The organism is Streptomyces sp. NPDC036984 (genome assembly GCF_055607665.1).
In genome coordinates this window covers 87510-112585 of sequence record NZ_JBVJRL010000015.1, presented here as the reverse complement: position 1 = coordinate 112585, position 25076 = coordinate 87510, and the positions used below count along the sequence as shown (strand labels likewise).

The following is a 25076-nucleotide window of genomic DNA, read 5'->3' as shown; positions in this document are numbered from 1 at the left end:
TGTGCCGCCGGTCTGCGCAGGGTGATCGCATGATCGGACACGACGAGCAGGCGGACCAGGTGAACAAGCTCCAGGAGGAGGTCGACCAGCTGCGTCAGGCCCTGATCTCGCACGCCCTGGTCGACCAGGCGATCGGCGTGGTGATCACCGTGGGCGGGTTGCGCCCGGAGCAGGGGTGGGCCGTCCTGAAGCACATCTCCCAGCACACGAACATCAAGCTGCGGGAGGTGGCGCGCTGCCTGGTGGAGTGGCCGGCCCGGGGCCGGCTGCCCGAGGTGATCCGCCGGGCGTTGCCCGTCGCCGTCGAGGACACGCGCGCGGGCACCGACGGCCGGCGGGACGAGCGGAAGGTGCGATGCGGCCGGCCCGGCTGAGCGGCCGCGGCGCGGACGGCCCGCACCCGGTCAGCCCCCGGCCCGGCGCAGGTCCTCCCACGCCCGGCCGCGCAGGTCCTCTTCGCGCAGTACGTCCGCCGCCGTGCACGCCAGCGCCTCCACCACCGCAAGGAGCACCCGGCGGGCGCGGTCCGAGGCCGCGGCCTCGGCGAACTCCGGCGTGTGGTCGGAGCCGCCGGCGTCCATGATCGCGACGAAGGGGTGGATCGAGGGCACCCGGCCGCTGACGTTGCCGATGTCGGACGAGCCCAGGTAGACCCCGGGCGCGGGCGGGGTGAGGGTGATCCCGGCCCGCTCCAGATGCGCGGCGAACCGCTCGGACAGGGCCGCGCTGTCGCGGAAGTGCTCGTAGCGCACGCTCGCGCGGTCCACCGTCACGGTCGTACCGGTCGCCCGCGCGACCCCCTCGGCGGCGGTGCGCAGCTGTGCCGCCAGCTCGTCCAGGGCGGCGGTCGTGAGCGCGCGCAGTCCGAAGCGGCCCTCGGCGTACTCCGGGACGATGTTCGTGGCCGTGCCGCCCTCGGTGATGATCCCCTGCACATGGGACCCCTCCGGCAGCCGCCGGCCGAGCGCCGACAGGACGTTGAACAGTTCGATCAGCGCGGCGAGCGCGTCGATGCCCTCGGTCGGGTTGCCCGTCGGATGCGCGGCCCGGCCCCGGAAGCCGACCCGGTACTGCTCCTGAGCGGTCAGCGGCGCCCGCACCCAGTCGTAGACCCCGGGGTGGAACATCAGCGCGGCGTCCACCCCGTCGAAGACCCCGGCCTCCACCTCCAAGGCCTTGCCTCCGCCGCCCTCCTCGGCCGGCGTGCCCACCGCGAGGACCGTGCCCCGCGCGCCGTCCCGCACGGCGTCCAGGACCAGGGCCGCCCCGAGACCGGCCGCCGCGATCAGGTTGTGCCCGCAGGCGTGCCCGAGGCCGGGCAGCGCGTCGTACTCCAGCAGGAACGCCACCACCGGCCGCCCCCGGCCCGAGCGCGCCGTGAACGCGGTCGGCAGTCCCGCGGCCTCCCGCTCCACCTCGAAACCCGCGCCCTCGAGTTCACCCGTGAGCAGCGCCGCCGCCCGGTGCTCGGCGAACGCGGTCTCCGGGGCCGCGTGCAGCGCCGATGCCACGGCCCATAGCGCGTCGGCGCGCCGCGCGACCTCCTCCCGGACCCGGTGGTACAGCGACACGAGACCTCCTGCGTGCGACGGGCGTGTTCCGTGCCCGGCCGGGTTCCACCCGAACGGCCCCCCGACACCGGCCCGGTGCGTTTGGGGTGCCCGGCCGGTGCAACACGGTGGGTGCGGTACCGACCAGTTCTGGAGGACAGCCATGGATCACTCGCGCGTACCCGTCCTGGAAGCTCTTCAGGAGTTCCGGCGACGAGGAGACGTGGTGTACGGGCCGCCCGGGCACAAACAGGGCCGCGGCACCGACCCCCGGGTGGCCGAGATCCTCGGGCTGGACGTCTTCCGCTCGGACGTGCTCGCCCTCAACGGGCTGGACGACCGCCGCCAGTCCCAGGGCGTGCTGGAACAGGCCCAGGAGCTGATGGCGGACGCGGTCGGCGCGGAGCACGCGTTCTTCTCCACCTGCGGCAGCTCCCTGTCCGTGAAGACCGCCATGTGCTCGGTCGCCGGCCCGGGGGAGAAGCTGCTGCTGTCCCGCAACGCCCACAAGTCGGTCATGGCCGCGGTGATCATCAACGGCGTGGAGCCCATCTGGGTCCACCCCAAGTTCGACGCCGAACGGCACATGGCCCATCCGCCCGAGCCCGACGACGTACGCGACCGGCTGCGGGAGCATCCGGACGCCAAGGGCATGCTGCTGATCACGCCCACGGACTGGGGCACCTGCGCCGACGTCCGCGCAGTGGCCGACGCCTGCCACGCCTTCGACGTGCCGCTCATCGTGGACGAGGCCTGGGGCGCCCACCTGCCCTTCCACCCGGACCTGCCCGCCTGGGGCATGGACGCGGACGCCGACCTGGTCGTCACCAGCGTGCACAAGATGGGCGGCGCCATCGAGCAGAGCTCGGTGTTCCACCTCCAGCACGACCGCGTCTCGCCCACCGTGCTCAAACAGCGCGAGGACCTGCTCGGCACCACCAGCGCCTCCTGCCTGGTCTACGCGGCGCTCGACGGCTGGCGGCGGCAGATGTTCGAACAGGGACACGGCCTCCTGGACGCGGCCCTGCACCGCGCCGAGCGCATCCGGGCCCGGCTGCGGGAGCTGCCGGGGCTGCGGGTGATGGGCGGGGAGGTCATCGAGGAGGGCCTGGCCGCGGAGTTCGACCCGCTGAAGATCGTCGTCGACGTTCGGGATCTCGGGATCAGCGGCATGCAGGCGACCGAGTGGCTGCGCGCCAACTGCCACATCGACATGGGCGGCTCGGACACCTGCCGGGTCAGCGCCTCGATCACCCACTCCGACGACGACGAGACCGAGAAACTCCTGCTGGAGTCCGTGCGCTCGCTGGTGGAGCGGGCGGACAGCATCGAGCGGCGGCCCGCCGTACGACTGCCCGAGCCCCGCGCCCTGGAACTGGAACAGGCGGTCCTGCCCCGCGACGCCTTCTTCGGCCCCGCCGAAGAGGTGCCCGCAGAGCGGGCCGTGGGCCGCATCGCCGCCGAGATGATCAGCCCGTATCCGCCGGGCGTGCCGGTGGTGGCGCCGGGCGAGGTGATCACCGCGGAGGTCGTCGACTACCTGCGCAGCGGTGTCGCCCACGGCTTCCTCATCTCGGACGCGGCGGACTCCTCGCTGGAGACCCTGCGGGTCCTGGCCCGCCCGTGACCGGCCCATCCCGAACTGCGCGGGCCGGTGTGAGCGCCTAGGGTGGCGAGTGCGGGCGGCCGCGGTCCGCCTGCACCGGGTCAAGAAGCCGGCCCTGCTGACGAACACCTCTCAGACAGAAGCCGCTTGGCCCGGCCGGCGGTCCCCGGGTCCGGAGCAGCGCGTCCGGCGGGCCTGCCGTCCCGGCAACTCGATACGAGACGGCCCGACTTCACCCCGACCGGAAATCCCCGCGATTCCCGGTTTCGGACGCCCCGGCCCGGGGACCTCGGTACGGGGGCCGCCGCCGTACCGTTTGATCCGGGTTCAACCCGAAATATTCCTGCGTCGGCGTGTGCCCCGGCGTGGCCGCCGCGCATCGGACATCCACCTCGCCCGTGCCGGGCCCGCCCCGTGACCAGCGAAGGAATTGGTAGTAGATGAGCGAAACGAACCCCTTGAAGCGAGCGGCGGACAAGGTGACGGACGCCCTGAAGGGTGGACCCGCGGGCCCGGAGGACGGCATTCCGGGCAAGCCCGGCCCCAAGTCGCCGACGGTCGCCGAGCCGACCGAGCCTCATGAGCCGTTTCCGTCCAAGCCCGACCAGACCGGCCCGGCCACCGTCTCGCCGACCGGCCAGCCCACCGGTGCCGACCAGGCGCGGATGGCGCAGAGCGGCAGCCGTCTGACCAACGCCCAGGGCACCCGTCTGTACGACACCGACCACTCCCTCAAGGCCGGTCCCCGCGGGCCGGTGCTCCTCCAGGACCACCATCTGCGGGAAAAGGTCATGCACTTCGACCACGAGCGCATCCCCGAGCGCGTGGTCCACGCCCGCGGCGCCGGGGCGCACGGGATCTTCCGCAGCTACGGCACGGCGGCCGGCGTGACCAAGGCGGCGTTCCTCGCCGAGGACGTCGAGACACCGGTCTTCGTCCGCTTCTCCACCGTGCTCGGTTCCCGGGGCTCCTCGGACACCGTCCGCGACACCCGCGGCTTCGCGACGAAGTTCTACACCAGCGAGGGCGTCTTCGACCTGGTCGGCAACAACATACCGGTGTTCTTCATCCAGGACGCCGTCAAATTCCCGGACATCATCCACGCCGGCAAACCGCACCCGGACCGGGAGATCCCGCAGGCACAGAGCGCCCACGACACCTTCTGGGACTTCGTCACCCTGCACACCGAGGCCACCCATCACACCCTCTGGAACATGTCCGACCGGGGCATCCCGCGCTCCTACCGGACGATGGAGGGCTTCGGCGTCCACACCTTCCGCCTGGTCAACGCCGCCGGCGAGACGACGCTGGTGAAGTTCCACTGGAAGCCGAAGCTGGGCGTGCACTCCCTGGTGTGGGAGGAGGCGCAGATCATCAACGGCGTCGACCCGGACTTCCACCGCCGGGACCTCGCCGACGCCATCGAGGCGGGCGCCTACCCGGAATGGGAGTTCGGCATCCAGACCTTCCCGGACACCCCCGACCAGACCTTCGAGGGCATCGACCTGCTGGACCCGACCAACCTCGTCCCCGAGGAACTCGCCCCCGTGCAGCCCATCGGGCTGCTCACCCTCAACCGCAACCCGTCGAACTTCTTCGCCGAGACCGAACAGGTCGCCTTCCACGTCGGCCACCTCGTCCCCGGTATCGACATCACCGACGACCCGCTGCTCGCCGGCCGCCTGTTCTCCTACCTGGACACCCAGATCACCCGTCTGGGCGGCCCCAACTTCCCGCAGCTGCCCATCAACCGGCCGCAGGCTCCCGTCAACGACATGCTGCGCGACGGCATGCACCAGACCGCCGTGCACCGGGGCGTCGCCCCCTACCGCCCCAACTCCCTCGACGGCGGCTGCCCGTTCACCGCCGGAGCCGACACGGCCGCGTACGTCGAGGCCCCGGTGCGGGTGCCGGAGGCGACGAAGGTCCGCGAGGCACCGGCGTCCTTCGACGACCACTTCAGCCAGCCGCGCCGGTTCTGGCTCAGCATGAGCCCGGTGGAGCGCGAGCACATCATCGGCGCCTACACCTTCGAACTCGGCAAGTGCTACGAACAGGCCATCCGGGAACGGGCGTTGCGCGTCCTGGCGAACATCGATGCGGAACTGTGCGCGGGCGTCGCCGCCGGCCTCGGCCTGCCCGCACCCGAGCCGACCGTGCCCCTCGCCGACGTCGCACCCAGCCCCGCCCTCTCCCAGGTCGGCCACACCTGGCCCACCGACGGCCGGATCATCGGCATCGTCACCGGCCCGGACGGCGACCTCGACGGCGTACGGGCCGTACGTCAGGAGGTGCTCGACGGCGGCATGGTCCCGCTGATCATCGCCCCGGCCGGCGGCACCCTCGGCGACGGCGCCGACGCCCTGACCGTCCAGCGGACCTATGCCACCGCGCGCTCCGTGGAGTTCGACGCGCTGCTGGTGGCCGGCACGCCCGGGGTGGGCGCCGACGCCTACGGCGCCCGTGACGCCAAGGCGGGCCAGCCGAGCCTCCGGGAGGCCACCCCCGACCCCCGGGTGGGCCTGCTGCTGACGGAGGCGTACCGGCACGGCAAGGCCATCGGCGCGGCCAAGGGCGGGGAGACCGCACTGGAAGCGGCCGGCCTCCCGCTCGACGCGCCCGGTGTGATCGCCGGCGACACCGCCACCACCGTGCTCCGGCAACTCGGCCAGTTCCTCGGCGCCCACCGGGTCTGGGAACGCTTCCCGTCCGCCGCCTGACCGGCGTCCTGTGACGGTGCGTCACGGCAGGACGCTGCCCGCACGGCGTACGCGAAACACCCGCGCCTCGCGGTGACGCCCCCCGTGCGCCGGCCCCGTGACCGGGGACCGCCCCACGGCCGTTCACTCAGGCGTGGTGCGGCACAGCAACAGACAGATGTCGTCGTCGTGTTCGGAATCGTGCAGCATCGGCTTGAGCAGCGCGTCGGCCGCCGCGTCCAGATCCGTCAGGTCCGCCGCGCCGAGCTCCCCCATGGCCTGGGCGAGCCGGTCGATGCCCGCGTCGATCCCGGCGGACCGCCGCTCCACCAGACCGTCCGTGTACAGCGCGAGAGTGGAGCCCGCCGGCAACTCGACGGTGTGCTCCTCGTACTCGTACGGCACCGGAACCCCCAGCATGATCCCCGGCTTGGCCTCCAGCACCCGCACCTCGCCCCCGGGACCGCGCGCGATGGCGGGCGGATGCCCGGCGGCGGCGCAGACCACGCCGGGCTCCCCGGGCGTGAACCGGGCGATCGCACAGGTCGCGTACAGCTCCGGCTGCTGGTGGCGGAGCATTCGGTGCAGCAGGGTGAGGATCCGGGCGGGGCCGTTGCCCTCCACGGCGTAGGCGCGCAGCGCCGTGCGCAGCTGGCCCATGATCACCGCCGCGCGCAGTCCGTGCCCCGTGACGTCCCCTATCACCGCCAGCACACTGCCGTCCGGCTGCGGAAAGGCGTCGTACCAGTCGCCACCGATGTTCAGCCCGTGCGTCGCCGGCAGATAGCGCGCGGCCAGCGCGAGGCCCGGGGTGGCGGGCAACTCGGTCAGCTGGGCCCGCTGAAGCGCCTCGGCGACGTCCCGGTGCTGCTCGTACTGGCGGGCGTTGTCCAGCGCGATGCCCGCCCGCCGGGCCAGTTCCAGCAGCATCACGGTGGTGTCCGGGTCGAAGCGGTCGCCGGGCGCGGCCAGCGTCAGCACACCCTGCACGGTCCGCGCGCCGAGCGGCAGACACAGCAGCGGCCGGTCCGGGGACAGCGCCGAGGCCGGCAGGTCGTCCACGCCCGGCAGCCCACCCGGGTGGGGGCCCGCGTGCTGGGGACGGCCGGTGCGGGCCGCCGTCACCGTGGCCGCCGCCCGTTCGCCCGGCGGGGTCCGCTCGTCGTCCACGAGCCAGACGTCGACGTGCCGGGCGTACTCCGGGACCAGCAGCCGGGGCAGCCGGCGCAGGATGTCCTCGTGGTCCAGCGAGGCGTTGAGGGCCGCGCTCGCATCGGCCAGGAAGGTCAGCAGGCGGCGGGCGTTCTCCGCCTCCGCGCGTGCCACCCGCTCGGCGTCGAGGAGTTCGCGCTGTGCCAGCGCCGCCGCCTCCAGCTCCGCGTGCAGGGCGAGCACGCCCTGGTTGGTCTGGTGCAGCTCCTCCCGGTGGAACCGGAGAAGCTCCTCCGTCTCCGTCAGACTCGCCAGCAGCGCGGCGGCGTCCTCGTCCGCGTCCAGCAGCGCCTCGGCGAGCGGGACGTCGTCCGGTCCGGGCAGCGGGACGGTCGCGGGAGAGGGGCAGACGAGCGTGTGCTGCCAGGGCTCCGGGCCGCCCAGCTCGACCCGCAGCTCCCCGTCCGCGCCGGGGGTCACGGCCAGGTCCGCGCCCCCCGCTTCGAGGCAGCCGCGCAGCCGGGCGCCGAGCGCGGTCAGGAATCGGGCACGGTCGAGCGCGGGCACTCCGGCGTCCGCGGTGAGCCGCGCCAGCAGGGCACGGGCGCGGGCCGCGTCGGCGGCCGATGCGATGGTCCAGTTCTCAGAGACGGCTGTCATGGGCGCTGGTCGGGAGGTCGGGGGCCAGTACGGCCACGCTGGTGTCGTCGCGTACGGGGCGGGCGGGGCTGCCCGCGTCACGCAGGATCGCCGCCGCCACCACCGACGGGTCCTGGGCGAGCAGCCCGAGATCCTCCGGCGGCCTCCAGCGGCTGGGCAGTCCGTCACTGTGCACAACGAGCAGACTGTCGCGGCGCCACGGCACCCGGCGCACCGGAACGTGCGCCGGGAAGTACGCGCCGACGATCCCGGGATGGGACACCAGGGACGTCCAGGAGTCCCCGGTGCGCACCCGGGCACCGACGTTGCCGACTCCGGCGAAACTGAGCTCCGCCCGTTCCGCGTCCACCTGGGCCACCGTCACCGCCGCGCCCCGGGTGGGCCGCAGGGCGGTGTGCAGCCGGCGCAGGATCTCCTCGGGCGGCAGGTGCGCGGCCCGGCGCAGCTCGGACACCGCCGCGCCGGATGCGTGCGCGGCCTTCGGACCGTGCCCGAGGCCGTCGGCGAGCAGCAGGGTCAGCAGCCTCCCGGAGCGCACCCAGCTCCAGGCGTCACCGCAGTGCTCCGCCTGTGCGAGGGCGACCGTGATCCCGCCCGCGGGCAGCTGCGGCCCGCGCGTCCCGCGGCCCCCGGCCTCCGGGTCGATCCGGGCCGTCGCCACCGTCCCCCGTCCCGGCGCGCTGTACAGATGGAAGGCGTTCGCACTGCGCGCACAGCTGCCCAGGCCCGCGCCGAGCGAGCCGGCGGCCGTGGAATAGCCGTCCCGCAGCGCGGCGCCGACATCGGCGATGCCCGGCCCGTGGTCGAGCGAGAACAGCTGCACCGATGTGCCCGGCCCGCCGGCCGGCGGCACCACGAGGTTCACCACTATCAGACCCCCGCCGGCGTGTTTGAGCAGGTTGGTGGCCAGCTCGGTGGCGACCAGCTCCGCGGCCGCGGTGCGCTCGGAGGCGAGGCCCGCGTGTCCGCACGCCTCGCGCGCCGCGATCCGGGCGTCCCGGACCCGCGTGGAGTCGTGCACCGGGATCTCCCACACCCTGCTCATCCCGCCCCCGGACGGGAGGAGGGCACCTGGGCCACCCAGGCGACGGCCGTGACGGTCGTGCCCCGGCCCGGCTCGGTGTCGACATGGAACTCGTGCACCAGCCGCTTGGCGCCGCTCAGACCGAGCCCGAGGCCGCCGCCGCTGGTGTACCCGTCGGTCATGGCCAGCTCCAGGTCGCGGATGCCTGGACCGCCGTCGACGAAGCACATCCGCAGACCCCGGGAGCGGCCGTTGTCCAGGGGAGTGATCTCCACCCGTCCGCCGCCGCCGTGCACCAGCGTGTTGCGGGCCAGCTCGCTCGCCGCCGTCACCAGCTTGGTCTGCTGTACCAGACCGAAACCGAGCCCTGCCGCGCACTGCCGCACCTCCTGCCGGACCCAGGCCAGATCCGCGTCCGAGCCGATGGGCAGGCTCGTCGCGGACGCCTGGCCGGACGGCTGCATCAGCTCCCCCTCTGTGACAGCAGTTCCATGGCACGGTCGACGTCCAGGGCGGTGACCAGGCCGGGCAGGGTGAGCCCCAGCTCGACCAGGGTGATCGCCACCGCGGGCCGCATGCCGGCCAGGACCGTCCGGGCCGCCAGCAGGCTCGCCGTGGAGGCGATCTCCGCGAGCACTCGGCCGAGGAACGAGTCGACCATGTCCACACCGGAGATGTCGATCACCACACCGGTCACCCGGCTGGTGGCGATACGGCTGGTGATGTCGTGCTGGAGCTGTTCGGCCATGCCGTCGTGCAGCTCGCCCTGGAGCGAGACCAGCAGGACGTCACCCAGGGCGAGCACCGGGACCTGGGCCGGCAGACCGGGAGTGGGCTGGTTCACCGGGCGCTCGCACCCGCGTCCGAGCGGGACACCTCGATGCCCTGCTTGCCCAGCGCGTAGGCCAGCGCGTCGGACAGCGAGGCACGGGTGAGCACCGAGCCCAGGTCGATGCCGAGCTGCACGATGGTCTGCGCGATGGCCGGGCGGATGCCGGAGACGATGCACTCGGCACCCATCAGGCGCGCGGCGGCCACCGTCTTCATCAGATGCTGTGCGACGAGCGAGTCGACCGTCGGCACCCCGGTGATGTCCAGGATGGCGTACCGGGCGCGCTGGTCGACGATGGCCTCCAGCAGCGACTCCATCACGACCTGACTGCGCGCGCTGTCCAGGGTCCCGATCAGCGGGACGGCGACCGTCCCCTCCCACAACTTGATGACCGGGGTGGCCACTTCCAGCAGCTGCTGCCGCTGCCGCTCGATCAGCTCCGCGTTCGCGTCCAGCGCCGTCTCCATCACCACCAGGCGTAGCGTGCCGAGCAACAGGGTCAGCGCCAGCACGCTCTCCTGGGCCTGCGGGGCGGTGGGGTCGGCGAACTCCTCGCGCAGCAACTCGACCACGGGGGCGCGCAGTCCGGCCACCTCGTCGGCGATCCGGGCCGGGCTGGAGCCGGACCGGGTCCGGATGCCGGACATACGTCCCAGCTGTTCGCGTACGGTGCCGAAGCCGGGCGCGGCGACGTCCTCCAGCCGTCCGCTGACGGCCACTTCGGACAGCGCGTCCACCACGGCCTTGCACGCCTCGACCGCCTCGTCGCGGGAGACGGTGAAGACCGAGCGGAACAAGGGGGCGTCGGCCCAGCGCTGGGCGATCTGCTCCTTGCGCTGTTCCAGGAAGGAACCCACCACTTGCGGTGCCGACGCGGCTGCGTTCTGCTCGGGCACTGTCATCCTCTCTTCTCGCGCAGCCAGGCACGCCGGTCGCCCGGCGCCCCGAAGCCGCCCATTACCGACCGCCCACCGTAACTTTCGAGCTCCGCCCCGACCAAACCCCCGCCCCACAATTCGACCAGGTCAACCCCGCTCACACCCACGCCGGTCGCCGCAGCCACGGCCGCACCGAGCGACCCGACGACGGCTTGCCGGTGACCGACCGGGGCGGGCGGAGCGGGGGGATCGGGGGCGTGCGCGGGGGGATGCGGTGGGAGGTGCCGGTCCGGGGCGGGGGCTGCCGGGGCCGAGCTGCCGGGTGCCGGGCAGCTGCGGGTGGCCGTTGCCGTCCGGGCGGCCCGTGGCCGAGCACGGCGGTCGGGACATGCCGAGAGCCGCTGCGGTCCGGACCGGCGGTGGGATGGGTCGGGGGGTGGGTCGGATGCCGGTCGTCGGCTCGCCCCGGTGTGCTTCCCGCGCACGTCGACTCGGCTCCTTAGGTGCGTTCTGGTGGTGCCGGTCCGCCGGTGTGTGCCGCCGGGCCGGTGTCGGTCAGCCGCATACCCCGAAACCCGGGGGACTCTCCTCGCTGTTGCCGATGTCACCCGCGCGTGCGACCACCCGCGTCCCGCTCATCCACGTTTGACGCGATGCGCACCAGAGTTCGACGCGATGCGCACCAGGCAACTCCGCCGGCGCCGGCACCACCCCCGGGGGTGGGGACGGATTACCGGCCGGCCGCTGCCGCAGGCACCCGGCACGGCCACCCCGGGCCGGGCGCCGTCACATGCCGCATCCGGCACGGCCCCTTCGACACGCGCGTGCGTGAAACCGTGAAACCGCCTCCGTCAACCTCCGTCCCGCACCGGCTGCCGCCGGCGGCGCAGCAGCAGCCGCCGCGCCGGCCGCTCCACCGCCTCGTACAGCACCCAGGACAGGGCGAGCGACACGGCGAACGCGGCCGTGGTGACGGCCAGCCCCGCCAGGACACCGAAGTGCGGCTTCGTCCCCAGCAGGTTCGTCGCGGCGCGCAGCACCAGCAAATGGATCATGTAGAACGCGAACGACAGCTCACCGAGCCGCACCATCCGCCGGCGCCGCCACACCGACGGCAGCCCGTGCAGGTCCGCGACCGCCGCCGCCGGGATGAGCAGGGCGAACCCGGCGATGGTGCACACGGTGGCGGAGTAGCCGGGCGTGACCTGGGGGACCAGGAAGTAGCCGATGATCGCCAGGGCGAGCGACGCCTCCAGGCCGGGCCCGCGCCAGCGGCCGAGCAGCACCAGCCGCGCGGTCACCGCGCCCAGCACGAACTCGGGCAGCCGTGCGGCCGGGAAGGAGTAGATCGACTGGGTCCACCAGTGGTGGGCGTCCGCCCAGGACAGCACCAGGACCGCCGCCACCGACAGCCCGCCGAGCGCGGTCGAGCCGAGCGGACCGAGCCGGCGCAGCAGCAGGATCAGCAGCGGGAAGGCGGCGTAGAAGAACGCCTCGCAGGCCAGCGACCAGCTCACCGGGTTGAGCGTCTGCCACCACGGGTGCCACCAGGGGTGCAGCAGCAGCGCGTTCGCCAGGGCCTGCTTCGGTGTCGGCGGCGCCTGGCGGGTGAGCGTGTATGCCATGACCAGCGCCACCGCGAGGGTGACCAGGTGCACCGGGTAGATCCGGGCGATGCGCCGCCGCCAGAAGGCGAGCGCGCGGTCGCGGGGCCGCGCCGACCAGGTGAGCACGAACCCGGAGAGCACGAAGAAGAACGACACTCCGGTGGCGCCGGCGCCGAAACCCCAGGACATGAGACGGCCACCGGTGCCGCCGAAGTAGCCGAAGTTGTGCACGTGCAGTCCGAACACCAGCAGCGCCGCCATCCAGCGCAGCCCGGTGAGGGACGGCAGGGAGGGTGGGGCGGCCGGTGGGGAGGACCCGGCGGTCGTCGCTCCGGTCCGGGCGGGCGGCGTCCGGAGCGCCCGGGTCGTCGCCGTGGTCATCACATCACCTGCCGCAGGAGGTACGCGTGGAGCATGAAGGGGAACGATGCCCGTCCGCCGCCGGTCCATCACGTCTCATGGCAAACATCACACTGCTGCCGAACGACGGACCGCCGCGTATGCCACGGACGGCGGGAGGGGGTGCACCCGCACGAGTGATGCCGCTCAGGGCGGTGGCGGGGGTGCACCCCAGCGATCCCCACGGGCCGGCCGGCCGGTACCGGACACCCGGCTGACGGCCGATCACGCGGTCCACCTGGCCGCCCGGCGCCTGGGCTGCGACGTCAAGGCCGGCGGACGCGCACGCCCGATCCGTTTCCAGTGCTCGCACTGCGGGTTCTACCGTCCTGACCCGTCCTACCCGCCTGCGATCGAGGACCACGCCGACAGCCTGCGGGCCGACCGCGAGAATGCTCGGGCGAGGGAAGACGATTGGGCAGATACGGGCTCTGCCCGCGGCAGAAGCCCCTTGGCGTGACCAGGCCGTGCTGATGGAGTTCCGCCATGGAGCGCATGGAGATCCTGGTCCTCGGCGGTACGGCCTGGCTGGGGCGCGAAGTGTCCCGGCAGGCCCTCGAACGCGGCCACCGCGTGACGTGCCTGGCTCGTGGCGACAGCGGGCCCGTGGCGGAAGGCGCGCGCCTGGTAGCCGCGGATCGGCGAAACCCCGCCGCGTACGCGTCCCTGCCCGGCCGGGAATGGGACGCTGTGCTGGAGGTGTCCTGGCAACCCGGCTTCGTACGGAGAGCAGTTGCGGCCCTGGGCGCGCGGGCACGTCACTGGGTCTACGTCTCCTCGGTCAGCGCATACGCATCTCACGGCGAGCCCGGCGCGGACGAATCCGCCGCCCTGCTGCCCGCCACAGACCACGAAGAGGTCGACCGTGACCGGTACGGCGAGGCCAAGTCCGCCTGCGAAAGGCTCACCCGGACGGCCCTGACCGACCGCCTCCTCATCGCACGCGCCGGACTCATCGGCGGACCCGGCGACCACAGCGACCGCTCCGGCTACTGGGTCGCCCGCGCCGCCCGTGCCCCTCAGGCGCCGCTGCTCGTCCCCGACACCCCCAAAGCCCCGACGCAGACCATCGACGTACGCGACCTGGCGACCTGGCTCCTCGACGCCGCAGAAGACCGAACCACAGGCATCTACAACGCGGTTGGGCCGACTGTCCCCTTCGCCGAGTGGATCGACCTGTCCCGCAGCGTCGGCGGACACACCGGACCGGTCGTCACGGTGGCGTCCCGGCAACTCCTCGCGCAAGGAGTGGCCCAGTACATGGGCCCCGACTCACTGCCCATGTGGGTGGTCGAACCGGGATGGGAGGGCTGGGCGGCGCGCAACGGGTCCGCCGCCACCACCGCGGGCCTGCGCCACCGCTCCCGCACCGACCTCCTTGCCGACACACTGCGCTGGGAACGCGAGCAGGGACTGCACCGGCCGCGCCGCGCCGGACTCGCCCCGGACAGAGAGCGCGAACTTCTGGCGTCCTTCGGATAAGCCCCCGCCCTGGGGCTGTCGGTGATCTCCCGCAAGCGCCTCGAAACAGGGAGGAACGACCGTCCCACTCCGCCCCGTCGGCTCCTGTCCCGGCCGCCCGCGAAGGAGATGAGGCATCCCGGCTCCCCGCGGGCCGGCCCGGCTTCCGTCCGGGCACTGAGACTCGTGTCGCGTGACGTCCCGTGAGACGACCGAGGGACCTGAACCGCGGGTGATCGCGCCGGCTGGGCGGCCGGCTGCCTGGTCGTGTTCGGCTACCTTCAGCCCGGTTGGAAGAACGCGAGCATTTTCCGGCCGGCGTCCGGCGACATCAGGATCTCCTGGATGCGCGCGGACTGCCGACCGGCGGCGCTGGTGCGTTCGAACATCTCGCGTTCGTATTCCTTGACGGCGGCGGGAAAGTCGTTTGGGTGCGCGGCCAGCGCGAGGCCGAGCAGGGCGCCGTCGAGCAGCGCCATGTTGGCGCCCTGGCCCACCGGCGGCATCAGGTGCGCGGCGTCGCCGAGCAGCGTGATGTCCGGCCTCGAGGGCCAGGTCAGACCGACCGGGAGCGTGGTGATCGACCGTGGCAGGACGGTGTCGTCGCAGGCTGCGATCAGCGCGGTGAACCGTGAGTCCCAGCCGGTGAACAGGTCGATCAGCCGCGCCCGGGCGGCGGCGGGGTCGTCGAACGGGATTCCGCTGGTCCCGAACCAGTCCTCGGCGGTGCAGAAGCTGAGGTAGATGCGCACGCGGCCGTCGCCGTTGCGCTGCGCCGACAGGGATTGTCCGTTGCCGAGCACCCAGTAGTTGCCGCGCCCAACCATCGCCGCGAGGTCGGGATGGGTGCGGTCGATGTCAGGAATACCGAGTTCAACGACGTTTTGGCCGGTGTGCGCCGGTCGGGCGTCGGTGAGTAGTGCGCGGACCCGGGAGGCCGCGCCGTCGGCGCCGACCAACAGGTCGTACGTCGCAGTACTGCCGTCGGCGAAGTGCAGCAGACCGTTGTCGGCGCGCTCGAACGCGTGCCCCCAACGCACCGCGTGCTCGGGCAGCGAATCCAGCAGCAGGTTGCGCAGATCGGCACGGTCGACCTCGGGTCGATCGAGCGGGGCGTCCTCGGGCGTGTCCTCCTGCAGCAGCAGGGTGCCGTCCGGCTCCAGAAGGCGCAGGTCCTGGCCTTCACGACGGGCAATCGCGCGGAACTCGCCGATCAGGCCGGCCTCGCGCATCGCCCGTTGGCCGGTCTCGGCGTGCAGGTCGAGCATGCCGCCCTGACCGCGCGCGTCACGCGACGGTTCCCGTTCGTACACGACGGCGTCGATGCCGTTCACGTGCAGCACACGGGCAAGGGCCAGGCCGCCCAAGCCGGCTCCGACGATGGTGATGGTCACGCTCGCCTCCGATTCAACGTATTGCCTGCTCACGGGAGATCGACCCGTGGTGCGCCCGGGCCACCACCGGCCGGGCGCCGAACGCGATCCCGGACACGCCGATCGCCTCGGCCGGTTCCGGCCCGCTGATCAGCCGGTTCACCGGCGGAGCCGGGGCGCGAGCACCGTGCGCACGACCTTGGCCACGTTGCTCGCGGCGGATCCGTCCTCTTCTTCGCGTTCCGGTTCCAGCACGCGCTGGATCTGCAGCAGCAGCTGGTTGGTCGACCGCCAGAGCGGGACGAACATGCCGGCGACCGGCCCCACGCCCTGGATCGGGCCGTCGGACAGCTCGGTGACCTTCTTGGCGATCGTGACCGTCGTAGGGTCCCGAAGGATCAGGTGCACTTCATCGTCTGCCAGCCGGATTTCCATCTTGCGTGCGGCGGCTTCCTCCGGGTTCGCGTCCGTGGTCGTCTCCGGATCCAGTTCGTCGATCTTGGCGGCGACCGCGTCCGGGTCGACTCCGAGTTCGCGCAGCACCCTGGCCGCCATGCTGTTCTCCGCCCGCAGCATCGCCTCAAGCAGGTGATGGCTGCCTACCGGTGCGCCCCCGGCCAGCGCGCTGGCGGCGGACACGGTGTCCTCGGTGGCAGGTGTGCCGGCCGGCCAGGGGCTGGCTGCGACGTCCTGCGATCCCTCCGATGAGGCCAGCACCGCGGCACGGATCCTGCTGATCGGTTCGATCCGCTCGGCAAGCACCTTCGCGGCGACGCCCTCACCTTCCCTGACCAGGGCGAGCAGGATGTGTTCCGTACCGATGTGGCTGTGGTGCAACTGCTGTGCCTCGCGCAGGGCGAGATCCAGGGCCTTCTTCGCGCTCGGCGCGAACGGGATATGGCCGCTCAGCTCCTGCGTGCCGGGCTTGACCACCGCGGCGATATCGGCCTGCGCCGTCTCCTTGTCGTACCCGAGCTGGTGCAGAACCTTCGCCGCCGTGCTGTCCGGCGCGTCGAGCAGCCCCAACAGGATGTGCTCCGTGCCGATGTGGTTGTGCTTGAGCAGCCTTGCCTCCTCCTGAGCCGTGACGACCACCCTGCGGGCTTTCACCGTGAACCTTTCAAATGACATGCTTCTATGGTCCCGACCCTGTCAATACACTGGTTTTGACAGGGTCACCGTGCTGAAGGGAGGGTGCGATGCAGACACCGTCGGACTGGGAGGACCGGCTCGCGCGCTGGCAGAACGAGCTGGAGCTGTTCGAGCAGCTGGACGAGACACCCTGGGTCACGCTGGCCAAGGCGGAAGCCGAGACCGGCGTTTCCCGCTCGGCCCTGCGGTCCTGGTACCGCAACGGCGAGATCCGGTCCCGGCTGGTGGACGGCCCGAACGGGCCGCAGCGCCTGGTCCAGCTGGACGCGGTGATCGAGCGCGCCGCCGCGTCACCGCGCATTCAGCGCAGGGCGGAACGGGAAGTCAGCCTGGAAGCCCAGGTCACCCTGCTACGGCACCGGGTTGACCAGCTTGAGCTGCGGCTGGCCGCGCTGGAGCGGAAGTGACCGGCGCGAGCAGCACCGTGCCATCGGCCCGGAACGGTGCCACGGTCGCCGGATCCGCCTGCTCATCCACGACCAGGGTGTAGGGCCGGTCCGGCGGCGCCAGTAGGGGAACGTACTGGCCGGCGGCCGTCCGTTCCGCTCCGGTGCTAGCCGGCGGCTGTCCGTTCCGCTCGCGCGGCGGCCGTTCCGGCCCGGCGCCGGGCCTCCCGGGCCGCCCGGTCGGCCTGCCGCGCGCGCTCACGGGCGTCCTGCTCGGTGCCCCGGGCCAGCCGCTGCTCCTCCTCGGCGTGCCGCAGCCGCTCCCGCAGCTCACGGACCTCCTCCTCGGCCGCTGCCAGCCGGGCGCCGGCTTCCTTTGCGGCTCGTCCGGCCTCGTCGGCCTCGGCCTCCCGGGCGTGCAGTTCCCGCTCGGCCTCGTGGGCCCTCGCGCGTGCCTCGGCGAGGCGCCGGCCGCGCTCCGTGTCCTCGTCGCGGCCCTTGCCCCGCGTGGGCTTCTTCGGCTCGGCGGCGGGAGGCGCGGGGCGGCGGTCGAGTACGGCCTCGTCGGCCACCGGAAATCCGGCCAGTGCGCTGAGGGGTTTCACCAGCCGGCCCTCGGCCCACTGGCGGGCGGCCTCCGGGTCGGCCAGCGCGGCGTGCAGGGTCTGTTCGACCTCGCGCTGGACGCCCTCGCCCACCGGATGCCCGGACCGGGCGGCCAGCTGCCGGGCCTGGCGGCCCAGGGCGCCGATCACCTCGTTCTGGCGGCGGGCCAGCTTGCGCAGCTGCGCCCCGTCCAGTTCGCGGTGCGCCCGGCGCAGCTCCTCGCCGAGGCCGAGCAGCGGCGCGACCTCCTCCGGCTGCCCGCGCACCAGCAGATTGCTGACCCAGGCGGCCAGGCTCGGCCGCCGCAACGCGCCGATCTCCTTGGCGAGGACCTGGTCACCGGCCTTGCGGGCGTCCAGGGCACGGCGCTCACGGGCGGCGACGAACTCCTCCGGCCGCAGCCCGTACAGCTCGTCGGCGACGGCGTCCAGGTCCACCAGCGCCCCTCTCGACGGCCACCTCGGGACGGGATCCGAGTTTCTCATGACGGGGTTGTCATGTGCTTATGGAGTGATTCATGAGAGTGGTGGGCGCCGTGACTTTCGGAGGCGGGAGGTCCTCCTTTCGGCATCCGTTTCCCGCCTTTCGGCCCCGCTTGCCAGACCATCGGCGGACAGCGCCGGTGCGCCGGGCCCGGCAGGGTGGCCGTATGCAGAGGACACATGGGATCAAGCGTGCACAGTTCCTGGCCGGCGCGGCGTTCGCGGGCCTGGCCGCAGCCGCGCTGCCGGCGGACCGGGCCCGCGCCGCGCAGGGCGGCTCGGGACAGGGCGGCGCCGCGCGGCGCGGACTGCGCCACCACGGGGTCGTGTACACCGTGGGGGAGGGCGAGACGCCGGGTACGGTCTTCAGCGCGGCCCGGATGCGGGAGGACATCCGGATCATCCGCGACGAGCTGTACGCCGACACCGTCGACGTGACGGGGGACGGCGTGGAACGCCTCACGGCCACCGCGGCCGAGGCGGCGGAGCGGGGGCTGCGCGTCTGGCTCCAGCCGACCCTCGGCGACGCCCCGGAGCGGGACATCCTGGAACACCTCGCCGAGACCGGCCGGTTCGCCGAGCGGCTGCGCCGGCAGGGCGCGGCCGTGGACTTCAGCGTGGGCTGCGAGTTCTGGCTGTTCGTGCCCGGGATCGTCCCCGGCGACACCGTCCTCGAACGCATCCGGAACCTGCTCGACGGCACGGTGGACGCCGTCCGGATGCAGCGCCGGCTGGACCGCTTCACGGCGAAGGCGGCCGCGGTCGGCCGGTCCGTCTTCCACGGCCGGCTCAGCTACGCGGCCGCCCAGGACGACCAGGTCGACTGGGGCCTCTTCGACATCGTGGGCATCGACTACTACGCGCACTTCCCCCATCCGGCCGACCACGTCAGGGAGTTGAGCCGCTATCTGCGTTGGGGCAAGCCCGTGGCCGTCACCGAGTTCGGCACCTGCGCCTACGTCGGGGCGCCCCGGACCGCCGGCATGGGCTGGGACGTGGTCGACCACGACAAGAAGCCCGAGGAGATCAAGGGCGACCTGGTCCGCAGCGAGCGCACCCAGGCGGCCTGTCTCATGCAGCTCCTCGACGCGTTCTCCTCGACGGACCTGTACGCGGCCATGGCCTTCGAGTTCGTGACTCCCGACGCCCCGCACCGGCCTGACGACCCGCGTCACGACCTCGACATGGCGAGCTACGCCATCACCAAGACCGTCAAGGACCGCCCGGACGATCCCGCCTCCGACTGGCACTGGGAACCGAAGGTGGCCTTCCACGCCCTGGCCCACCGTTATCGGGCCGCGCGAACCGGCGGCCGGCTCGCCCCCTGACGAGCGTGCGGTCACCCGTCCGGAGGACCGCCCGGCTTGCCGCGCGGTCCGCGCCGGTCCGGGGCCACATGATGCGGGCATGCCTTCCGACCCGTCCTCCGGCCCACGCCACGACAGAGCGGCGGACGGCCCGCATGGCACTCAGGGTGGCGCCGTACGCGGGCAGATGCGACGGCACGGGTGAAGGCAAGCGCGAAAGCGAACACCCGGGCGGGCGCTCCGGCGGTCTCGAAGAGCGACGCGGAGGTGGACGGCGGGCGACGGAGCGAGGCCAGAATTGTATGGTTCGTTTTCTTGAACCACTCGTGTTTATGAGGGTAGGTTCGGGGCCATGACCGCCTCCCCGACCCCGACCACCGCCGAGCAGCTCCGCGGTGCCGGCCTGCGCGTGACGGCAGCCCGCGTCGCGCTGCTGGAGACCGTCCGGGAGGGCGACCACCTCGGCGTCGAGGCGATCGCCTCCGGAGTCCGCGATCGCGTAGGCCACATCTCCCTCCAGGCCGTCTACGAGGCCCTGCACGCGCTGACCGCGGCGGGCCTCGTGCGCCGGATCGAGCCGGCCGGCCACCCGGCCCGGTTCGAGGGGCGCGTCGGCGACAACCACCACCACATCGTGTGCCGGTCGTGCGGTGCCGTCGCCGACGTCGACTGCGCCGTCGGCGACGCGCCGTGCCTGACCGCCGCCGACGACCGCGGCTTCGCCATCGACGAGGCCGAGGTCGTCTACTGGGGCCTGTGCCCCGACTGTTCCACCGGCCGCAGTTCCTGAGCACCGAGTTCCGCAGAGTTCGGAAGGATTGCCATGACTGAGAACCACGACGCGATCGTCACTGACGCGAAGTCGGAGGGGGGAAGCGGCGGTTGCCCCGTCGCGCACGACCGGGCCCTGCACCCGACGCAGGGTGGCGGCAACCGCCAGTGGTGGCCGGAGCGGCTCAACCTGAAGATCCTTGCCAAGAACCCTGCCGTGGCCAACCCGCTCGGTGAGGAGTTCGACTACGCCGAGGCGTTCAAGAACCTCGACCTCGCCGCCGTGAAACGCGACATCGCCGAGGTGCTCACCGAATCCCAGGACTGGTGGCCCGCCGACTTCGGCAACTACGGCCCGCTGATGATCCGTATGGCCTGGCACAGCGCGGGCACCTACCGCATCAGCGACGGCCGCGGCGGTGCCGGCGCCGGCCAGCAGCGCTTCGCCCCGCTCAACAGCTGGCCGGACAACGGCAACCTCGACAAGGCCCGCCGTCTGCTGTGGCCGGTGAAGAAGAAGTACGGCCAGAGCATCTCCTGGGCCGACCTCCTGATCCTCACGGGCAACGTCGCGCTGGAGCAGATGGGCTTCGACACCTTCGGCTTCGGCGGCGGCCGCGAGGACGTCTGGGAGGCCGAGGAGGACGTCTACTGGGGCCCCGAGACCACCTGGCTGGACGACCGGCGCTACACCGGCGACCGCGAGCTGGAGAACCCGCTCGGCGCCGTCCAGATGGGCCTGATCTACGTCAACCCGGAGGGCCCGAACGGCAACCCGGACCCGATCGCCGCGGCCCGCGACATCCGTGAGACGTTCCGCCGCATGGCGATGAACGACGAGGAGACCGTCGCGCTGATCGCCGGTGGTCACACCTTCGGCAAGACCCACGGCGCCGGCCCGGCCGACCACGTCGGCGCCGACCCCGAGGCCGCCTCGATGGAGGAGCAGGGCCTGGGCTGGAAGAGCACCTACGGCACCGGCAAGGGCGCGGACGCCATCACCTCCGGCCTGGAGGTCACCTGGACCGCCACGCCGACCCAGTGGAGCAACGGGTTCTTCAAGAACCTCTTCGAGTACGAGTACGAGCTCGAGCAGAGCCCGGCCGGCGCCCACCAGTGGGTGGCGAAGAACGCCCCGGAGATCATCCCGGACGCGCACGACCCGGCGAAGAAGCACCGCCCGAGGATGCTCACCACCGACCTGTCGCTGCGCTTCGACCCGATCTACGAGCCGATCTCCCGCCGGTTCTACGAGAACCCGGAGGAGTTCGCGGACGCCTTCGCCCGCGCCTGGTACAAGCTCACCCACCGTGACATGGGCCCGAAGTCGCTGTACCTCGGCCCGGAGGTCCCGGAGGAGACGCTGCTGTGGCAGGACCCGCTGCCGGAGCGCGAGGGCGAGCTGATCGACGACGCCGACATCGCCACCCTGAAGACCAAGCTGCTCGACTCGGGCCTGTCCGTGTCCCAGCTGGTCACCACCGCGTGGGCGTCCGCGTCGACGTTCCGCGGCAGCGACAAGCGCGGTGGCGCCAACGGCGCCCGCATCCGCCTGGCCCCGCAGCGTGGCTGGGAGGTCAACGAGCCCGACGAGCTGGCCCAGGTGCTGCGTGTCCTGGAGGGCGTCCAGCAGGAGTTCAACGCCTCCTCCGGCGCCAAGAAGGTCTCCCTGGCCGACCTCATCGTCCTCGGCGGTGTCGCCGGTGTGGAGAAGGCGGCCAAGGAAGGCGGCTTCCAGGTCCAGGTGCCCTTCACCCCGGGCCGGGTCGACGCCACCGAGGAGCACACCGACGCCGAGTCCTTCGAGGCGCTGGAGCCGACCGCGGACGGCTTCCGCAACTACCTCGGCAAGGGCAACCGCCTGCCGGCCGAGTACCTGCTGCTCGACAAGGCGAACCTGCTGAACCTGAGCGCCCCCGAGATGACGGTGCTCGTCGGCGGTCTGCGCGTCCTCGGCGTGGGCCACCAGCAGTCGCAGCTCGGCGTGCTCACCCACACGCCCGGCGTCCTCACCAACGACTACTTCGTCAACCTGCTCGACCTGGGCACGACGTGGAAGGCGACCTCCGAGGACCAGACCACGTTCGAGGGCCGCGACGCCGCCACGGGCGAGGTGAAGTGGGCCGGCAGCCGCGCCGACCTCGTCTTCGGCTCCAACTCCGAGCTGCGCGCGCTCGCCGAGGTCTACGCCGGCGACGACGCCAAGGAGAAGTTCGTCAAGGACTTCGTCGCCGCGTTCGACAAGGTCATGAACCTGGACCGGTTCGACCTCGTCTGATCCGCCTGACAGGACGGCACACGACGTCCGGGCCGGCCCCGCGGGGCCGGCCCGGACGTTTTTCGTTTCCGGGGGCTGGACCGGTCGCGTCAGCGGCCGAGCGCCTCCGCACCCGCCTGCGCGTACCGCTCGTCCAGGTCGCCCGACGGAGCGCCCGCGACGCCGATGCCCGCGACCGGGGCGCCCTTGGCGCTCACCGGCGTACCGCCCGCGAGGAACAGCGTGCCGGGGACGTCCTTCAGGGTCGGCGCCTGGGCCAGCCGCTTGACCAGCTCCGAGGTCGGCGCGTTCCAGGACACCGCGGTGAACGCCTTGCGCTCGGCCGACTCGTACGACTGCGGGCCGGCGCCGTCCCCGCGCAGGGTGACCAGGGTGTTGCCGTTGCGGTCGACGACGGCCACGGACACGTGCCGGCCGTCCTTCTCGGCGGCCTCCACCGCGGCACGGGCCGCCTTGGTGGCGGCGTCCAGGGTGAGGTGCGTGCTCTGGGTCAGCTCGCCGCCGTGCGCCGCCACGGGGGCGGCGGGGGAGGCGTCGGTGGAGTCGGCGGCGCTGGCGGCGACCGTGCCGACGACACCGGCACCGACGACGGCCAGGGCGGCACCGCCCACGAGGACGCGGGTACGGCGAGACGGCTTCTTGCGGCTGGGCATGCTGAGGGACCTTCCAGTAGAGCCGGGGCTGGGGGCGTCGGTCGCTCCCACACCGATCCTCGGCCCCGACGGGGCCGCTCCCCGTCACCGGACCGGTCGTCCGGGGGGTCGCCCGATCGGATGACCCCGCGGGCGACGGACCTGGGCACAATGAAGGTGTTTGCCCAGTTCAGCGCGGAGCCGAGGGAGGTGCCGGCGGTGGCCGTACCCGAGCGCGACGACACCCGCGCCCTCACCGTCGTCATGCACACGGCGTTCTTCGTGCTGCTGTCCGCGTCCGTCGCCCGCTACCTGGCCCGGCACGCCGACGGACCGCACACCCCCTGGGTGATCGCCCTGTCCGCGCTGCTCGCCGCGCTCTACGTCCTCGGCCCCGCCCTCGGCACCCGGCCCACTCCCCGCCGCCTTACCTGGCTCGGCCTGGTCGTGGCGGCCTGGGCGCTGCTCGTCGTCCTGGCCCCGAGCTTCGCCTGGTGCGCGGTCCCCCTCTTCTACACCGGCCTGCGCACCCTCCCGCCGCGCGCCGCGATCCCGCTGGTGGCGCTGCTGACGGTGCTCGCGGTGGCCGCCCAGCTCAGCCTCGCCGGCTGGCCGGACCCGAACCTGCTGCTGGCCCCGCCCGCCGTGGCCGCCGTGGCCACGACCGTCTTCGTCGTCATGCAGCGCCAGGCGGTCCGCCGGGACGCGCTGATCGACGACCTGGTCCGCACCCGGCGCGAGCTCGCCACCACCGAACGCCGCGAGGGCACCCTCGCCGAACGCGAACGGCTCGCCCGGGAGATCCACGACACCCTCGCCCAGGGCCTGTCCAGTCAGCGGATGCTGCTCCAGGCCGCCGACCGCCTGTGGGACACCGCGCCCGGCACGGCCCGGGACCACATCCGCACCGCGGCGGCGATCGCCGAGCGCAGCCTCGCCGAGGCCCGTCGCTTCGTCCACGACCTGGCCCCCGCCGACCTGGCCGAGGGCGGCGGCCTGCTCCAGGCCCTGCACGCCGTCGCCGAGCGCGAGACGACACCCGCGCTGACCGTCCGCGTCCACAGCGAGGGCAGCCCGCCCGCCCCGCTGCCCGGCCCCGTGGAGTCGGCGCTGCTGCGTATCGCCCAGGGCGCCCTGGCCAACGTCCGCGAACACGCGGCGGCCACGACGGCCACGCTCACCCTGACCTGCCTGGACGACCAGATCGTCCTGGACGTCACGGACGACGGCCGCGGCTTCGACCCGCGCACCCCGGCCGCTCCCGAAACCGACGCTGCCGGCACCGATGCCCCCGAAGCCGAAGCCTCCGACATCGTGGCTCCCGAAGCCGACGCTGCCGACACCGACGCCCCCGGAACCGCCGCGGCCGGTCCGCGCGGTCACGGCCTGCCCGCCATCCGCGCCCACCTGCGCCAGCTGGGCGGCACCCTCACCATCGAGTCGGCGCCGGGCCAGGGCACGGCCCTGTCGGCGGCGATCCCGCTGGAGCCGAAATGACCCACACCCCCGAGACGGCCGCGCGGACACCGGTGCGCATTCTCGTCTGCGACGACCACGCCGTCGTCCGCGCCGGACTGCTGGCCCTCCTGCACAGCGCACCGGACATCGAGGTCGTCGGCGAGGCCGGCAGCGGCGAGGAGGCTGTCGCCCTCGCCCGCAAGACCGCCCCGGACGTCGTCCTGATGGACCTCCAGCTGGGCGAGGGCATCGACGGCGTCGAGACCACCCGCAGGCTGCGCGCCGCGCCGCCCGCCCCGCACGTCCTGGTCCTGACCACGTACGACACCGACGCCGACGTCACCCGCGCCATCGAGGCGGGCGCCACCGGCTATCTGCTGAAAGCCGAGCGCGCCGAGGACCTGTTCACGGCGATCCACGCCGCCGCCCAGGGCCGCCCGGCGCTCTCACCCCCGATCGCCGACCGGGTCATGTCCCGCCTGCGCAACCCACGCCCCACCCTCACCCCCCGCGAACGGGACATCCTCGCCCACCTCTCCCAGGGCCTCTCCAACCACGCCATCGCCCGCGCCCTCTACATCAGCGAGGCCACGGTCAAGACCCACCTGCGCCGCATCTACGACAAGCTCGGCGTCGACACCCGAGCGGGCGCGGTGGCGGTGGCGAAGGAACAGCGCCTGCTGCCCTGACGGATCTTCGGCATTCCGGCCCGGCCGGCGCCCCGAAAGGGGCGCGGGGAACTGCGTGACCAGCCCCATCCAAC

21 protein-coding genes are annotated in these 25076 nt (G+C 72.9%); 10 read left to right on the top strand and 11 right to left on the bottom strand.

What is annotated here, in order from left to right; genetic code table 11:
* Positions 1–29 precede the first annotated feature (29 nt).
* On the top strand, positions 30–374 hold the full coding sequence (locus ACZ7DL_RS25840; RefSeq protein WP_470777446.1) for an ANTAR domain-containing protein: 345 nt from the start codon (positions 30–32) through the stop codon (positions 372–374).
* Between the two features lie 30 nt (positions 375–404).
* Here ACZ7DL_RS25840 and ACZ7DL_RS25835 read toward each other — a convergent pair whose 3' ends face one another.
* The gene (locus tag ACZ7DL_RS25835; protein WP_470777444.1) at positions 405–1571 is read right to left on the bottom strand and encodes an amidohydrolase; all 1167 of its coding nucleotides are present in this window, start codon (positions 1569–1571) and stop codon (positions 405–407) included.
* 142 nt (positions 1572–1713) lie between these two features.
* Here ACZ7DL_RS25835 and ACZ7DL_RS25830 point away from each other — a divergent pair, with 142 nt between their 5' ends.
* Positions 1714–3177 carry an aminotransferase class I/II-fold pyridoxal phosphate-dependent enzyme gene (locus ACZ7DL_RS25830; protein ID WP_470777442.1) on the top strand — a complete coding sequence of 488 codons (1464 nt, stop codon included), beginning with the start codon at positions 1714–1716 and terminating at the stop codon, positions 3175–3177.
* 419 nt (positions 3178–3596) lie between these two features.
* Entirely contained in the window at positions 3597–5876 is a 2280-nt protein-coding gene (locus tag ACZ7DL_RS25825) for a catalase (protein WP_470777440.1), read from the top strand.
* A 123-nt stretch (positions 5877–5999) separates the two neighbouring features.
* On the opposite strand, the gene ACZ7DL_RS25820 is transcribed toward ACZ7DL_RS25825, so the two are convergent.
* The 6 genes from ACZ7DL_RS25820 to ACZ7DL_RS25795 form a co-directional block, all read right to left on the bottom strand.
* The gene (locus ACZ7DL_RS25820) at positions 6000–7667 is read right to left on the bottom strand and encodes a PP2C family protein-serine/threonine phosphatase (protein ID WP_470777438.1); all 1668 of its coding nucleotides are present in this window, start codon (positions 7665–7667) and stop codon (positions 6000–6002) included.
* Positions 7651–8703 carry a SpoIIE family protein phosphatase gene (locus tag ACZ7DL_RS25815; protein ID WP_470777614.1) on the bottom strand — a complete coding sequence of 351 codons (1053 nt, stop codon included), beginning with the start codon at positions 8701–8703 and terminating at the stop codon, positions 7651–7653. Before ACZ7DL_RS25815 ends, ACZ7DL_RS25820 begins: the two co-directional genes overlap by 17 nt.
* A 5-nt stretch (positions 8704–8708) precedes the next feature.
* Entirely contained in the window at positions 8709–9155 is a 447-nt protein-coding gene (locus ACZ7DL_RS25810; RefSeq protein WP_470777436.1) for an anti-sigma regulatory factor, read from the bottom strand.
* Entirely contained in the window at positions 9155–9535 is a 381-nt protein-coding gene (locus ACZ7DL_RS25805) for an STAS domain-containing protein (protein ID WP_470777434.1), read from the bottom strand. The genes ACZ7DL_RS25810 and ACZ7DL_RS25805 overlap by 1 nt, the downstream gene beginning before the upstream one ends.
* A complete protein-coding gene (locus ACZ7DL_RS25800; RefSeq protein ID WP_470777433.1) occupies positions 9532–10425 on the bottom strand; it encodes an STAS domain-containing protein in 894 nt (297 codons plus the stop codon). The genes ACZ7DL_RS25805 and ACZ7DL_RS25800 overlap by 4 nt, the downstream gene beginning before the upstream one ends.
* Before the next feature lie 827 nt (positions 10426–11252).
* Positions 11253–12389 carry an acyltransferase family protein gene (locus tag ACZ7DL_RS25795; protein WP_470777431.1) on the bottom strand — a complete coding sequence of 379 codons (1137 nt, stop codon included), beginning with the start codon at positions 12387–12389 and terminating at the stop codon, positions 11253–11255.
* Positions 12390–12902: 513 nt separating this feature from the next.
* Here ACZ7DL_RS25795 and ACZ7DL_RS25790 point away from each other — a divergent pair.
* A complete protein-coding gene (locus ACZ7DL_RS25790) occupies positions 12903–13889 on the top strand; it encodes an NAD-dependent epimerase/dehydratase family protein (protein WP_470777612.1) in 987 nt (328 codons plus the stop codon).
* Between the two features lie 260 nt (positions 13890–14149).
* Here ACZ7DL_RS25790 and ACZ7DL_RS25785 read toward each other — a convergent pair whose 3' ends face one another.
* Both ACZ7DL_RS25785 and ACZ7DL_RS25780 read right to left on the bottom strand, forming a co-directional pair.
* Positions 14150–15262, bottom strand: coding sequence for an FAD-dependent oxidoreductase (locus tag ACZ7DL_RS25785; RefSeq protein WP_470777430.1), 1113 nt, complete (start codon positions 15260–15262; stop codon positions 14150–14152).
* 138 nt (positions 15263–15400) lie between these two features.
* Positions 15401–16372 (bottom strand): Clp protease N-terminal domain-containing protein, encoded by a 972-nt coding sequence (locus ACZ7DL_RS25780; protein WP_470777429.1) that lies wholly within the window; start codon positions 16370–16372, stop codon positions 15401–15403.
* A gap of 68 nt (positions 16373–16440) precedes the next feature.
* Here ACZ7DL_RS25780 and ACZ7DL_RS25775 point away from each other — a divergent pair, with 68 nt between their 5' ends.
* A complete protein-coding gene (locus tag ACZ7DL_RS25775; RefSeq protein ID WP_470777427.1) occupies positions 16441–16800 on the top strand; it encodes an excisionase in 360 nt (119 codons plus the stop codon).
* Between the two features lie 146 nt (positions 16801–16946).
* Here the strand turns inward: ACZ7DL_RS25775 and ACZ7DL_RS25770 are convergent, their stop codons facing one another.
* Positions 16947–17870: a hypothetical protein gene (locus ACZ7DL_RS25770; protein WP_470777425.1), complete on the bottom strand. Its 924-nt coding sequence runs from the start codon at positions 17868–17870 to the stop codon at positions 16947–16949.
* A gap of 164 nt (positions 17871–18034) precedes the next feature.
* Between ACZ7DL_RS25770 and ACZ7DL_RS25765 the strand changes: the two genes are divergently transcribed.
* The 3 genes from ACZ7DL_RS25765 (at position 18035) to katG (ending at position 22223) form a co-directional block, all read left to right on the top strand.
* Entirely contained in the window at positions 18035–19195 is a 1161-nt protein-coding gene (locus ACZ7DL_RS25765) for an abortive phage infection protein (RefSeq protein ID WP_470777423.1), read from the top strand.
* A 331-nt stretch (positions 19196–19526) separates the two neighbouring features.
* A complete protein-coding gene (locus ACZ7DL_RS25760; protein WP_470777422.1) occupies positions 19527–19964 on the top strand; it encodes a Fur family transcriptional regulator in 438 nt (145 codons plus the stop codon).
* A gap of 33 nt (positions 19965–19997) precedes the next feature.
* Positions 19998–22223, top strand: coding sequence for a catalase/peroxidase HPI (gene katG / locus ACZ7DL_RS25755; protein WP_470777421.1), 2226 nt, complete (start codon positions 19998–20000; stop codon positions 22221–22223).
* An 89-nt stretch (positions 22224–22312) separates the two neighbouring features.
* Here the strand turns inward: katG and ACZ7DL_RS25750 are convergent, their stop codons facing one another.
* Positions 22313–22876, bottom strand: a complete 564-nt coding sequence (locus ACZ7DL_RS25750) for a GlcG/HbpS family heme-binding protein (RefSeq protein WP_470777419.1) — start codon at positions 22874–22876, stop codon at positions 22313–22315.
* Positions 22877–23119: 243 nt separating this feature from the next.
* Between ACZ7DL_RS25750 and ACZ7DL_RS25745 the strand changes: the two genes are divergently transcribed.
* Entirely contained in the window at positions 23120–24352 is a 1233-nt protein-coding gene (locus ACZ7DL_RS25745; protein ID WP_470777610.1) for a sensor histidine kinase, read from the top strand.
* On the top strand, positions 24349–25002 hold the full coding sequence (locus ACZ7DL_RS25740) for a response regulator (protein WP_470777418.1): 654 nt from the start codon (positions 24349–24351) through the stop codon (positions 25000–25002). Before ACZ7DL_RS25745 ends, ACZ7DL_RS25740 begins: the two co-directional genes overlap by 4 nt.
* Positions 25003–25076: the final 74 nt, after the last annotated feature.